At 72.3% G+C, this 12,493-nt stretch carries 10 protein-coding genes; 6 read left to right on the forward strand and 4 right to left on the reverse strand.

Annotation, left to right across the window (positions count from 1 at the left end; genetic code table 11):
• Positions 1 to 16: 16 nt before the first annotated feature.
• Positions 17 to 2,530 carry a sensor histidine kinase gene (locus AC07EG_RS36155; RefSeq protein ID WP_478257765.1) on the forward strand — a complete coding sequence of 838 codons (2,514 nt, stop codon included), beginning with the start codon at positions 17 to 19 and terminating at the stop codon, positions 2,528 to 2,530.
• The gene (locus AC07EG_RS36160; protein ID WP_478257766.1) at positions 2,527 to 3,210 is read left to right on the forward strand and encodes a response regulator; all 684 of its coding nucleotides are present in this window, start codon (positions 2,527 to 2,529) and stop codon (positions 3,208 to 3,210) included. Before AC07EG_RS36155 ends, AC07EG_RS36160 begins: the two co-directional genes overlap by 4 nt.
• A gap of 403 nt (positions 3,211 to 3,613) precedes the next feature.
• On the opposite strand, the gene AC07EG_RS36165 is transcribed toward AC07EG_RS36160, so the two are convergent.
• A complete protein-coding gene (locus AC07EG_RS36165; RefSeq protein WP_478257767.1) occupies positions 3,614 to 4,183 on the reverse strand; it encodes a hypothetical protein in 570 nt (189 codons plus the stop codon).
• A gap of 160 nt (positions 4,184 to 4,343) precedes the next feature.
• Here AC07EG_RS36165 and AC07EG_RS36170 point away from each other — a divergent pair, with 160 nt between their 5' ends.
• The 3 genes from AC07EG_RS36170 to AC07EG_RS36180 all read left to right on the forward strand — a co-directional run bounded on the left by AC07EG_RS36170 (position 4,344) and on the right by AC07EG_RS36180 (position 8,908).
• Positions 4,344 to 4,631: an acylphosphatase gene (locus AC07EG_RS36170; protein ID WP_478257768.1), complete on the forward strand. Its 288-nt coding sequence runs from the start codon at positions 4,344 to 4,346 to the stop codon at positions 4,629 to 4,631.
• Between the two features lie 88 nt (positions 4,632 to 4,719).
• On the forward strand, positions 4,720 to 8,484 hold the full coding sequence (smc, locus tag AC07EG_RS36175; RefSeq protein WP_478257769.1) for a chromosome segregation protein SMC: 3,765 nt from the start codon (positions 4,720 to 4,722) through the stop codon (positions 8,482 to 8,484).
• A 43-nt stretch (positions 8,485 to 8,527) separates the two neighbouring features.
• Positions 8,528 to 8,908 carry a VOC family protein gene (locus AC07EG_RS36180; protein ID WP_478257770.1) on the forward strand — a complete coding sequence of 127 codons (381 nt, stop codon included), beginning with the start codon at positions 8,528 to 8,530 and terminating at the stop codon, positions 8,906 to 8,908.
• Here the strand turns inward: AC07EG_RS36180 and AC07EG_RS36185 are convergent.
• From AC07EG_RS36185 to AC07EG_RS36195, 3 genes are all read right to left on the reverse strand, one after another.
• Positions 8,905 to 9,387: an LppA family lipoprotein gene (locus AC07EG_RS36185; RefSeq protein ID WP_478257771.1), complete on the reverse strand. Its 483-nt coding sequence runs from the start codon at positions 9,385 to 9,387 to the stop codon at positions 8,905 to 8,907. The genes AC07EG_RS36180 and AC07EG_RS36185 overlap by 4 nt on opposite strands.
• Before the next feature lie 86 nt (positions 9,388 to 9,473).
• Positions 9,474 to 11,201 (reverse strand): alpha/beta hydrolase, encoded by a 1,728-nt coding sequence (locus AC07EG_RS36190; protein WP_478257772.1) that lies wholly within the window; start codon positions 11,199 to 11,201, stop codon positions 9,474 to 9,476.
• Positions 11,201 to 11,512, reverse strand: a complete 312-nt coding sequence (locus AC07EG_RS36195; protein WP_478257773.1) for a hypothetical protein — start codon at positions 11,510 to 11,512, stop codon at positions 11,201 to 11,203. The genes AC07EG_RS36190 and AC07EG_RS36195 overlap by 1 nt, the downstream gene beginning before the upstream one ends.
• Positions 11,513 to 11,658: 146 nt before the next feature.
• Between AC07EG_RS36195 and AC07EG_RS36200 the strand changes: the two genes are divergently transcribed.
• The gene (locus AC07EG_RS36200; RefSeq protein WP_478257774.1) at positions 11,659 to 12,450 is read left to right on the forward strand and encodes a DUF3239 domain-containing protein; all 792 of its coding nucleotides are present in this window, start codon (positions 11,659 to 11,661) and stop codon (positions 12,448 to 12,450) included.
• Positions 12,451 to 12,493: the final 43 nt, after the last annotated feature.

Here is a 12,493-nt window from a genome sequence, read left to right on the forward strand (position 1 = left end):
GCGGGAGACTGGACGGGTGGAGCCGGAGACCGAAACCCCGCCGCGCCGGGGTGAGCTGCGCATCTACCTCGGCGCGGCCCCGGGCGTCGGCAAGACCTTCGCCGTGCTCGGGGAGGCGAAGCGGCGGCTGGAGCGGGGCACGGACGTGGTCGTCGGGCTGGTCGAGACGCACGGCCGCAAGAAGACCGCCGAACTGCTCGACGGGCTGGAAGTGGTGCCGAGGCGCACCGGCGTGCACCGCGGGCGCGAGTTCACCGAGATGGACGTCGACGGCCTGCTGGCGCGCAAGCCCGAGGTCGCCGTGGTCGACGAACTGGCGCACACCAACGTGCCGGGTTCGCGCAACGAGAAGCGCTGGCAGGACGTCGAGGAACTGCTCGACGCCGGCATCGACGTGCTGTCCACGGTCAACGTCCAGCACCTGCAGAGCCTCAACGACGTGGTGCAGCGCATCACCGGCGCCACCCAGCACGAGACCGTGCCGGACGAGGTGGTGCGCCGCGCCGAGCAGCTGGAACTGGTCGACATCACCCCGGAGGCGCTGCGGCGGCGCCTGGCGCACGGCAACGTCTACCCGGCCGACCGGATCGACGCCGCGCTGGGCAACTACTTCCGGCCGGGCAACCTCACCGCGTTGCGCGAGCTGGCCCTGCTGTGGGTGGCCGACCAGGTCGACGTGGCCTTGCAGCGGTACCGCGCGGAGCAGAAGATCACCGAAACCTGGGAGGCCAGGGAACGCGTGGTCGTCTCGATCACCGGCGGGCCGGAGAGCGAGACGCTGATCCGGCGCGGCAGCCGGATCGCCAACCGGGCCGGTGCGGAACTGCTGGTGCTGCACATCCTGCGCGGGGACGGGCTCGCCGGGCTCGGGCCGACGGCCATCGGCCGGTACCGCAAGCTCGCCGACGAACTCGGCGCCACCTTCCACACCGTCGTCGGCGACGACGTGCCGAGTGCGCTGCTCGACTTCGCCCGCGGGGTGAACGCGACGCAGCTGGTGGTCGGCACCTCGCGGCGGTCGCGGGTGGCGCGGCTGTTCGACGAGGGCATCGGCGCGACCGTGGTGCAGCGCTCCGGTTCGATCGACGTGCACATGGTCACCCACGACGAGGCGGGCGGACGGCTGCGGGCCCGGCTGAGCCGCAGCCCGCTGACGCCGTCGCGGCGCCTGTGGGGCTGGGTGCTGTCGCTGGCCGCACCCGGGGTGGCCACCGCGTTCGGGCTGCTGCTGGCCGACCAGGTCGACTTCTCCACCGACGTGGTCGGCTACGTGCTCGCCACCGTGGTGGTGGCGCTGGTCGGCGGCCTCGGCCCGGCACTGGTGGCGGCGGCGTTCTCCGGTGGGCTGCTGAACTTCTTCTTCACCGAACCGCGGTACCAGCTGACCGTGCAGGAACCGCGGAACGTGATCACGCTGGTGGCGATGCTCGTGGTGGCCGTCCTGGTCGCGGCGGTGGTCGACGCGGCGGCGCGGCGGGCGGTCCAGGCGGCGCGGGCCCGGACCGAGGCATCGCTGCTGGCGTCGTACGCGCGCACGGTGCTCACGCACGAGCAGCCGGTCGACCGGCTGCTGGAGAAGGTGCGGGAGAACTTCGGGCTGACCTCGGTCGCGCTGGTGGAGAAGAAGTCCGGCAGCTGGCGGCGGGTGGCGCACACCGGAACCGATCCGTGCACCGGGCCCGACGACGCGGACGTGGACATCCCGGTGACCGGGGAGGTGCACCTGGTGCTGCGGGGCCGGGCGCTGCCCGCGGCCGATCGCGGGGTGCTGGAGGCGGCGGCCGGGCAGGCGCTGCTCGCCCTGCGGCAGCAGCGGATGGCCGCCACGGCGGACGAGGCGCAGCGCAAGGCCGAGGCCACCGAACTGCGCACCGCGCTGCTGTCCGCGGTCGGGCACGACCTGCGCACGCCGCTGACCTCGATCAAGGCGGCGGTCGGCAGCCTGCGCGCGGCCGACCTCCAACTGTCCGAAGAGGACACCGGGGAACTGCTGGAGGCGATCGAGCTCTCCGCCGACCGGCTGGCCGGGCTGGTGGACAACCTGCTCGACTCCTCGCGGCTGGCCACCGGTGCGGTGCGCACGCACCTGCGCCCGGTCGGCTACGACGAGGTGGTCGCGCTGGCTTTGTCCAATGTGGATGGTTCGGCGGCGGTGCGGGCCGAGGTGCCCGACGACGTGCCGTGGGTGCTGGCCGATCCCGGCCTGCTGGAACGGGTGGTGGCGAACGTGGTGGACAACGCGCTGCGGCACGGTGCGGCGCCGGTTTCGGTGCGGGCCAGCGCGCACGCGTCCGAAGTGGAGCTCCGCGTCGTCGACCACGGGCGGGGGTTGAAGAAGGGCGCCGCCGAGTCGGCGTTCGCGCCGTTCCAGCGGCTCGGCGACCGCAACGCCACACCGGGGGTCGGCCTCGGCCTGTCCGTGGCGAAGGGGTTCACCGAGGCGATGGGTGGCACGATCAGGGCGGAGGACACCCCGGGCGGCGGGCTGACCGTGGTCGTCTCGCTGCCGAAGTGGAATGGAGTGGCATGAGCACGGTGCTGGTGGTGGACGACGAGCCGCAGATCGTGCGGGCGCTGCGGATCAACCTGTCCGCGCGGGGGTACAAGGTGATCACCGCGCACGACGGCACCGCCGCGCTGCGGGCGGTCGCCGAGACCAAGCCGGACGTGGTGGTGCTGGACCTCGGCCTGCCGGACATGGACGGCAGCGAGGTGATCGCCGGGCTGCGCGGCTGGACCACGGTGCCGATCATCGTGCTGTCCGCCAGGGGCGACTCGGCCGACAAGGTGGCCGCGCTGGACGCGGGTGCCGACGACTACGTCACCAAGCCGTTCGGCATGGACGAACTCCTGGCGCGGCTGCGGGCAGCGGTCCGGCGGTCGGCGGTGAGCGGGGCCGAGGACGGGAGCGCGGTGGTGGAGACCGAGGCGTTCACCATCGACCTGGCGGCGAAGAAGGTGCTGCGGGACGGGGCCGAGGTGCACCTGACCAAGACGGAGTGGGGGGTGCTGGAGCTGCTGGTGCGCAACCGGGGCAGGCTGGTGGCGCAGAAGCAGCTGCTGCACGAGGTGTGGGGCCCGTCGTATGACACCGAATCGCATTACCTGCGGGTGTACCTGGCTCAGTTGCGGCGGAAGTTGGAGCGGGAGCCGTCTCGGCCGAGGCACTTGCTGACGGAGCCGGGGATGGGGTACCGGTTCGAGGTTTGAGGGGTTTCGGAGGGGTTCCGCCCCCGGTTTTTCAGTGTGACTACGGCGAAGACCTCGATGTCAAGGCGGGAAAGATGCCTTGACATCGAGGTCTTCGCCGTGTTTCTGGCTGTGGACCGGGACGGGGTGGGGGTGTGGGCGGGTGCTCCTGTTGGGCACCCGGCTTCCGGTTTTTGGGGGCGGCTATTTCCCGCCGGGTGCCCCGGGTGCGATCGGGCATTGGGTCGGCTGCTCCGCGAGGTGCCCGGCTCCGGCCGGGCCGTTGGGCGGAAGTGCCCCGGGCGCGGTTAGGGCCAGCCTCGCTGGGGCTGTTCCCGTTGGGTGCCCCGGCTCCGGTGGGGCGCCGGGGCTGAGCCCGTGGGTCGCCGCCTGCGGCCGCAGGTGGGGCATCAGCCGGGGGGAGCTACGGGGTCGTGCTGCCCGGGTCGCTGGAGCCCGGCGGTGGGTTGCTCGGCTCGCTGGCAGGCGGGTCCTCGCTGGGCGGGTCTTCGCTCGGCGGGTCCGTGGGATCCGAGGTGCTCGGCGGCAGCTCGCTGGACGGCGGGTCGTCGCTGCTCGGGGGCTTCGGCGGGTTGCCGGGGCCGGGCGGGTTGCCGGGGGCCGGGGGCGCGGGCGGCGGGGTGACCACCGTGGTGGTCGGCACGCCGTCCGGGCCGGTGGTGACGATGGTGGTCGGCGCCGCGCTCGGGGAGGTGCCGGGCACGGGCACGCCGTCGACCAGCTCCGGGCTGGGCTGCGGTGCGCCGGTCACCGGGGCGCCCGGGCCACCGCCCTGGCCCGCCTGCAGCACGGGAGCTGCCTCGTCGGCGGTGGTGGGGCTGGAGATCTGCGCGACCGCGCCGAACGCGGTGGCGAGCGCGAGGCCGCTGGCGGCGAGGATGGCGTACCCGGTCCGGTGCAGGCGTCCACCCGGCTCACGGGGCGGGGCGACCACGGCCGGCTGGCTCGGGGGAGACCCCGGCGACTGGGGCATTGGTTCTCCTTGCGGTGCGGGGACGACCCGGACGAGCACTCCAGCGCCGGATCCGCAGGGGACCGTATCACCGACGGATGACCCTGTGCGAGCGAACCGTCCGCATCTGCTGACACAGGGTAGCCGCAGGGTAATTGCCGACGTAGGGCACGATGGGTTCGTGAGCGAACAACAGCAGGCCGCGCGTCTCACCGCATGGGTGCACGGGCAGGTCCAGGGGGTCGGTTTCCGCTGGTGGACGCGCAGTCGTGCACTGGAACTCGGACTGGTCGGCAGCGCCGGGAACCTGGCGGACGGCCGGGTCGAGGTGGTTGCTGAGGGTGAACGGAACAACTGTGCGCAGCTCCTCGCCGCGCTGCGGTCGGGGAAGACACCCGGTCGGGTGGACCACGTGGTGGAACGGTGGAGCGAGCCGCGTGGTGGGCTGACCACCTTCGTCGAGCGCTGACGGCCCGCCTCCCCGGTCCATCCGGGTGACCCAGGTAGCATCGGGCGATTGAACCGAGTCCCCGCCCGGACCGAGAAGGAATGGCCGCGTGCACCTCAAGAGCCTGACGCTCAAGGGCTTCAAGTCCTTCGCCTCGGCGACCACGCTGCGGTTCGAACCCGGGATCACCTGCGTGGTCGGCCCCAACGGCTCCGGCAAGTCCAATGTGCTCGACGCGCTGCGCTGGGTGATGGGCACGCAGGGCGCCAAGGACCTGCGCGGCGGCAAGATGGAGGACGTCATCTTCGCCGGCACCTCCGGCCGCGCCCCGCTCGGGCGCGCCGAGGTCAGCCTGACCATCGACAACTCCGACGGTGCGTTGCCGATCGACTACACCGAGGTGTCGATCACCCGCCGGATGTTCCGCGACGGCGCCAGCGAGTACGAGATCAACGGCAGCACCTGCCGCCTGATGGACGTGCAGGAACTGCTCTCGGACTCCGGTATCGGCCGCGAGATGCACGTCATCGTCGGGCAGGGCCAGCTGGCCCAGATCCTCGAAGCCAAGCCGGAGGAGCGCCGCGCCTTCATCGAAGAGGCCGCCGGCGTGCTCAAGCACCGCAAGCGCAAGGAAAAGGCGCTGCGGAAGCTGAACGCGATGCAGACCAACCTCGACCGGCTCGGCGACCTCACCACCGAGCTGCGCCGCCAGCTCAAACCGCTGGGCAAGCAGGCCGAGATCGCGCGCAAGGCGCAGGCCGTGCAGTCCGAGCTGCGGGATTCGCGGCTGCGGTTGTTCGCCGACGACCTGGTCACCCAGCGCGCCACGCTGGCCAAGGAGGAGGCCGACGAGCACGCCGCCCGCGCCCGCCGCTCCGAGGTCGAGCAGGCGCTGGAGATCGTCACCGCGCAGGAGAACGAGCTGGAGTCCTCGCTGGCCGAGGACGCGCCGAAGCTGACCGCGGCCCAGGAGACCTGGTACAAGCTGTCCGCGCTGGCCGAGCGCCTGCGCGGCACGGTCCGGCTGGCGGTCGAGCGGCAGCGGCACCTGTCCGCCGCGGTCGACCAGCACTCCGGCGGCCGCGACCCGGAGGAACTGCTCGCCGAGGCGGAGCAGGTCGCCGAGCGGGAGCAGGAGCTGGCCGAGGCCGTCGAGGAGGCCCGCATGCTGCTCTCCGACACGATCCAGCGGCGTGAGCGGCTCGAACACCAGGTGCAGGCCGCCGAGCGCGCGCACATGGCCGCCGTCCGCGCGATCGCCGACCGCCGCGAGGGCCTGGCCAAGCTGACCGGTCAGGTGGAGGCGTTGCGCAGCAAGAACGGCGCCACCTCCGACGAGATCGACCGCCTGAGCGTCTCGATCGACGAAGCCGCCGAACGCGCGGAGATCGCCGCCGAAGAACTGGAGATGGCGAAGGCCGAGGGCGGGGTCGAGGAGTCCGACGACGCCGACCTCCAGGGCCGTCACGACCGCGCCGTCGCGGCGAACAACGCGGCCAAGGCGCGGGTCGAGGAACTGGTCAAGGCCGAGCGCGCCGCCGAGCGGGAGATCGCTTCGGAGAAGGCACGCGTCGACGCGTTGTCGATGGGCCTGCGCCGCAAGGACGGCGCCGGGGTGCTGCTCGGCGCCGCCGACCAGCTGCCCGGTCTGCTGGGTTCGGTGGCCGCGCTGATCACCGTGGAACCGGGGCACGAGGTGGCACTGGCCGCCGCGCTCGGCCCGGTCGCCGACGCCATCGCGGTGACCGGTGGCGAGGACGCGCTCGCCGCGCTGAAACTGCTGAAGAGCAACGAATCCGGCCGCGCGGGCATCCTGCTCGGCAGCGATGAGTACACAGTGGACACCACGGGCTGGCCCAGCCTGCCGCCGGGGGCGCGCTGGGCGCGCGAGGTGGTCACCGCGCCGGTGGCGCTGCGCCCGGCGGTCGAGCGCGCGCTCGACCGGGTGGCCGTCGTGGACAACCTGGAGACCGCGCGCGGGCTGGTCGCCGTGCACCCGTCGGTCAGCACGGTCACCGCCGACGGTGACGTGTTCGGCGCGCACTGGGCGATGGGCGGGTCCGCGCGCCAGGAGAGCGTGATCGAGGTGCAGGCGGCCGTCGACGAGGCGCAGAACCGCCTGGTGGCCGCCGAACGCTCGCTGGAACGCACCGCCGCCGAACTCGAGGGCGCGCGGGCCGAGCAGCAGGCGCGGCGCGAGGAGGTCGGGCAGGCCAAGGAGGCGATGAGCGAGGCGAAGGTCCGCCGCGCGCGGTCGTCCGAGCGGCTCAACCGCGTGCAGCAGGCGGCCCGGTCCGCCGAGGCCGAGGTGACCCGCCTGCGCGAGCAGCGCGCCAAGGTGGAACGCAGCCGGGAGCAAGCGCTTGCGCAGCTGGCCGAGCTGGAGGAACGGCTGAGCGCGGTGGCCGAGCAGCCGGTCGACGAGGACCCCGACACCTCCGAGCGCGACCAGGCCGTCGACGAGCTGGCGGCGCTGCGGCAGGAGGAGGTCGAGGCGCGGCTGGCGCTGCGGACCGCCGAGGAGCGGTCACGCGGGCTGGCAGGCAAGGCCGAATCCCTGCGCCGGGCGGCGTTCAACGAGCGGCAGGCCCGTGAGCGCGCGGCGAAGGCGCGTGAGGCGCGGGAGCGCGGTGCGGAGATCGCGGCGGCCGTGGTCGAGGCCGGTGAGTACGCGCTGGACCGGATCGAGGTGTCCGTGCAGCGGGCCGCCGCCGAGCGCGACGAGATCCAGGGCGAGCGGCAGCGCCGGGAAACCATGCTCGCGCAGGTCCGCGGCAAGGTCCGGGAGTTCGCCGGTGAGCTGGAGAAGCTGACCGACGCGGTGCACCGCGACGAGGTGCTGCGGGCCGAGCAGCGGCTGCGCCTGGAGCAGCTGGAGACCAAGATCGCCGAGGACTTCGGCATCGGCCTCGACGACCTCGTCGCCGAGTACGGTCCCGAGGTGCCGGTGCCGCCGAGCGCCGGGGAGGTCGCCGAGTACGAGGCCGCCAAGGAACGCGGTGAGCAGGTCAGCGCCCCGCAGCCGATCCCGTTCGACCGGCCCACCCAGCAGCGCCGCGCCAAGCGCGCCGAACGGGACCTGACCCTGCTCGGCAAGGTCAACCCGCTGGCGCTGGAGGAGTTCGCCGCGCTGGAGGAGCGTTACAAGTTCCTGTCCACGCAGCTGGAAGACCTCAAGGCCACGCGCAAGGACCTCCTGACGGTGATCAAGGAGGTCGACGACAAGATCCTCGAGGTGTTCAGCACCGCCTACACGGACGTGGCGCGCGAGTTCGAGGTCGTGTTCTCGGTGCTGTTCCCCGGCGGGGACGGGCGGATGGTGCTCACCGAGCCGGACGACCTGCTCACCACCGGCGTCGACGTGGAGGCCCGGCCGCCCGGCAAGAAGGTCAAGCGGCTGTCGCTGCTCTCCGGCGGGGAGAAGTCGCTGGTCGCGGTGGCCATGCTGGTGGCCATCTTCCGCGCCCGGCCGTCGCCGTTCTACGTGATGGACGAGGTCGAGGCGGCGCTGGACGACACCAACATGCGGCGGCTGATCGGGTTGCTGGAGCAGTTGCGGGAGAGTTCGCAGCTGATCATCATCACCCACCAGAAACCGACCATGGAAATCGCCGACGCGCTGTACGGCGTGAGCATGCAGGGCGACGGCATCACGAAGGTGATCTCGCAGCGCCTGCGCACCCAAGCCAAGCCGCCACCGGCACGGGTCACGGCACCCCCGGGGGAGGCGGAAGGTGAGCCCGCGCCGGTGCCCGGGGCCGCGCCTGCGGCGGAGGCCGCAGCTGAAGCCGAGACCGCAGCGGTGGCCGAGCCCGCACCGGCAGCCGAGCCCGCACCGGCAGCCGAGGCCGAAGGCGAGCCCGTCGCCGACTGAAAAAACGGTGGCGGTGGCCGGCTCGATGCGGCACGGTCGGCCCATGGTTTCCCAGCTGCAGAACGTTGCGATCGATGCGGTCGACGCCTACGAACTGGCCCGCTTCTGGAGCGAGGTGACCGGCTTCCCGCTCCACCCGGAGGACGAACCGGGGGACGAGGAGACGCAGGTGATGCTGCCGGAGGGGCCGCTGCTGCACTTCAACCAGGTCCCGGAACCGAAAACGGCGCAGAAGAACCGGATCCACCTGTGCCTGCGCCCGGAAACCACGCGGGAAGCGGAAACCGAGCGCCTGCTGGCCCTCGGCGCGACGCTGGTGGCGGACCGCCGCCAGCCGGACGGCACGGGCTGGGTCGTGCTGGCCGATCCCGAGGGCAACGAGTTCTGCGTGCTGCGCAGCGCGGCCGAACGCGCCGGCGGCTAACCGGCGCGGGGCACACCGCGTTGCTTCGCCTCCGGCAGCAGGTGGCAGCCGGTGATCACCCCGATGATCGTGTTGGCCTTCTCGGAGCCGGTGCTCACGGTGAGGGTCGCGGCGTAGGGGTCGTGCAGGTTCACCAGGCGGATCCCGGGTTTGTCGACGGTCAGGCCCGGGGTGGTGAAGCCGTGGGGCGCGGCGACGCGTTCGATGGTCTCCACCGCCCGTTCCCAGTGTTCCGCCGGGATCACCGCCGCGCTCAGGCGGCCCCCCAGCAACTGGCCCCTCGCGTCCCAGCCGTCCACCTCGTCGAAGGCGGAGCAGCCCGGGTTGACGCTGTTCTCGCCCCCGCGTTCCGACGGCGGCAAGCCGAATTCGGCGGTGAGCGCGACCGCGATCTCGTCCTGCAACTGCTCGTACCGCGCCACCGCTTCGTCGATGTCCGGCCGTCGCATCAGCTCGGCCCACTGCTGTTCGAGGCTCATGTCGTCTCGCGAACTGTCGTTGCCGGAAGGGTTGCACGCGCCGAGGAGGACGGCGCCGAGGAGCAGGGCGAGAACCCTCGGTGCGGTCACCGGGAAATTGCCGCTTCGGGGTGGCCGGACACGATGGCGGCCAGGTTGTACTCGCTGGTGGCCAGCTGCCCGTCGCCCAGGGCGTACTGGCTGTGCCCGGACGAACCGGACATCGGTCCCAGCGAACCGGTGCCCGCTTCCGTGGACAGCTGGCTGATGCCGGGAACGTCGCTGACGTGCGGGCCGTACCTGCCGCCGTGGGGCACGACCTCGGCGACGGCGTCACCGGCCGCGGACATGTTGTACGCGTGGCCTTCTGGCAGGTTGAGGTCCGCGGCCTGGAACAGCGGGTTGTGCCCCGGCGAGAGGCCCGGTGAGCCGAAGAAGACCGCGTCGTCGACACCATGTCCTTGCCCCAGCGCGATTCCGGTGGTGGTGGAGCCGTACGAGTGGCCGAGCGCGGTGAGGTGCGGGTCGTCCGGGCGGGCGGCGTCGAGCCCCTCGTGGAACCGGGCGAGCTTGGCCGCCCCCGCTTCGGCGGGCGCTCCGGTGAGGAGGCCGTCGAGGTCTTCGGCACGGGTGGTCGGCGGTTCGTAACCCAGCCACGTCACCACGGCCACGGAGTCACCGGTCGGGCTGTCACCGAGCATCCTGTTGGCGTAGGCGCGGACCTCGTTCATGTCCTCGACGTAGCCGGGCATGCTGTGCTGCACGTTGGAGTTCATGCCCGGGGTGAACACGCCGACGTGCTCGGCCTTGTCCACGTCACCGGCGGCGACGGCGGCCTTGGGCCGGTCGCCGCTGAGGTCGAGCGAGAGGAGTTGCCGGTCGGGCAGGGGTTTTCCGGTGCGGGGGTCGAGCGTCATCCGGTCGACCGAAGCCAGGCCCGCCAGCTTGTCGTCGATCTTGGTGATCTCCGACCGCAGGACGTTGCGCGTGTTCTGGTGACCGGGCCCGTTGGTCAGTTCGCCCAGTTGGCGTTCCAGGTCGGCGCGGGCGTGCTGCAGGCTCGTCCGTTGCTTTCCGACCAGTGCGAGGTTGGCTTCGCTGCGGGCCCACGCCTGCACACCGTCGCGGTTGCCGACGAGTTCGGGCAGGTCGTGGATCAGGCGGCGTTGCTGGTTCGGGGACAGGGCCGCCCACCAGCCGGCGTTCTGCGTGACGGTGGCGCCCTCCGGTGGCGGGGCCAGGATGGACAAGCCGCCGACGGTGAACCCCGCTTCGCCGAAGGCGGCCAGGCCGGTGTGCGCGTTGTCGTTGCCGGTGACGTCGATGGTGGTGCCGGCCAGGATGCCGTTCAGCACGGCGCAGCAATCGGCGTCGATGTCCTCCGCCTGCCGGATGACCTGGGCCACCCGGTCGGCGAGTTCGACGGCGAACCGCTTGCGCTCGGCGGCGACGGCCTCGGCCGGTTCCGGCGGGGTGTTCGCCGGGAGGCCGAGATCGGTCACCGAGCCGTCCGGTCCGATGGCGAAGTTGTGCGCTCGAGCCAAGGCGAGCACCTCTTCCCGGCCGTGCACCACCCCGGTGATCGCGTCGCCCGCGTCGCCGAACGCGCGGCGCGCGGCGCCCATTTCGGCAGCCAGTTCCTCGGCGCCGTCGACCAGTTCGGTGACGCGGCCGAGCGCGGCGTCGGCTGCCTGGCCGGACCACCCTTCGACGCTGGAGACCGTGCGCAGTTCGTCGGAAGCCGCGACGAGCTTGAGGTATTCGACGTTGATGCCGCCGACCGCGTGCAGGGTCGGCCCGGGTTCCCAGCGCAGGATTTCGGCCCAGCTGACCATCAGACCGGCCTCCGGCCACCGGTGGTCTCACGCAGCTCGGCTTCGGCCGCCGCTTCGTTCGAGTCGTAGCGTTGAGCCGCTTCGCCGAACGCGTCGGAGACTTCGGCGAAGCCGGCGGTCAATTCGTTCACCCGGGAACTCCATGCGGTGCGGATCGCTTCGACCTTGCCGAGCAGCCGCGCGCCGGGCACCCCGGCCTCGCCGCCGGGCAAGCTGTTCGCGGCGGCCACGCCGGCGATCGCGTCCGAGGCACCCCGTGCCGCCACGCTCGCCTCACGCAAGGCCGCCACCACGGCCTGGTATCCAGCCACGGCACCTCCTGAGTCGCGGTGGCCATCACGCTAGGACACCGTTCAGGTGCTGTCAGCTATGTTCACCGGTCTCGGCTAGTGCACTGGCCGGTCGGCCAGGGCCCGTCCGGCGGAAAGTGACCGTTTCGCACCCTCGTTCTGGCAGGATGCCCCGGGTGAGTGAGTCAGCGTGGCCGGCGGGGGATCCGCGGCGCTTCTTCGACGCTCCGATCGACGCCGAGCAGCTGCGCGCGAGCAGCCCCAACGTCCACGCCAGGGCGATCGCGCTGACCACCGGGCTGGTGGCCGGGGCGCTGCTGGTGGCGCTGGGCTGGTGGGCCATCGCCGACGGGCGGTGGTGGTCGGTGGTGCTGGGGGTGCTGGTGGTGCTCGCCGGGCTGTACGCGGTGGTGCGCGGCTTCCGCGCCGAGCACGCGGTCAAGCCGTTCCGCGGCGGGCAGCTGGTGCCCGGTGTGGTGGTGCAGCAGGCCGACGGCGAGGTCGAGATCCTGGTGCTCGGTGACATCTCCCGCGACCCGGTGTCCCCGCCCCGCTTCGCCTACCGGCTGATCGCCTTCCGCGCCCGCGAGGGCACGCAGTTCGTGCCCGGGCAGTGGGTGCCGTGCGTGATGCACGGGTTCGTCGGCCCCGGCCGCCGCGACACCTGGTGGAACTTCGAGGCGTCCCCGGTGTCCTGGGCCACCGCCGACGCGTCGGTGCTGCAGAACGCGGACCGGATGATCCCCGAGGCCGAGTGGGACCAGTTGCTCAGCGGTGCCGAGCGGCTCACCGAGCTGCGCCGCAAGGTGAGCAGGCTGATCGAGATCCCGGACAGCGAACTGCCCGAGGTGCTGCGCCGCCCGCCGAGCCGGATCGGGGTGCCGGTGGAGTGGCAGGAATCGGGGCGTGCCCGGTTCGTCGGCTCGCTCTCGGACCGGATCCACCCCGCTGTTTCCTGAGCGGGCGAGAAAAAGGGTGGCTCCCCGGCGGGAAGCCACCCTT

It is taken from the genome of Amycolatopsis sp. NPDC045836 (assembly GCF_056431745.1).

Coding starts and splice junctions, on each gene's coding strand:
- AC07EG_RS36200 (WP_478257774.1), top strand. CDS start 11,659: ATGCCCCGGGTGAGTGAGTCAGCGTGGCCGGCGGGGGATCCGCGGCGC.
- AC07EG_RS36185 (WP_478257771.1), bottom strand. CDS start 9,387: ATGAGCCTCGAACAGCAGTGGGCCGAGCTGATGCGACGGCCGGACATC.
- AC07EG_RS36180 (WP_478257770.1), top strand. CDS start 8,528: ATGGTTTCCCAGCTGCAGAACGTTGCGATCGATGCGGTCGACGCCTAC.
- AC07EG_RS36160 (WP_478257766.1), top strand. CDS start 2,527: ATGAGCACGGTGCTGGTGGTGGACGACGAGCCGCAGATCGTGCGGGCG.
- AC07EG_RS36190 (WP_478257772.1), bottom strand. CDS start 11,201: ATGGTCAGCTGGGCCGAAATCCTGCGCTGGGAACCCGGGCCGACCCTG.
- AC07EG_RS36165 (WP_478257767.1), bottom strand. CDS start 4,183: ATGCCCCAGTCGCCGGGGTCTCCCCCGAGCCAGCCGGCCGTGGTCGCC.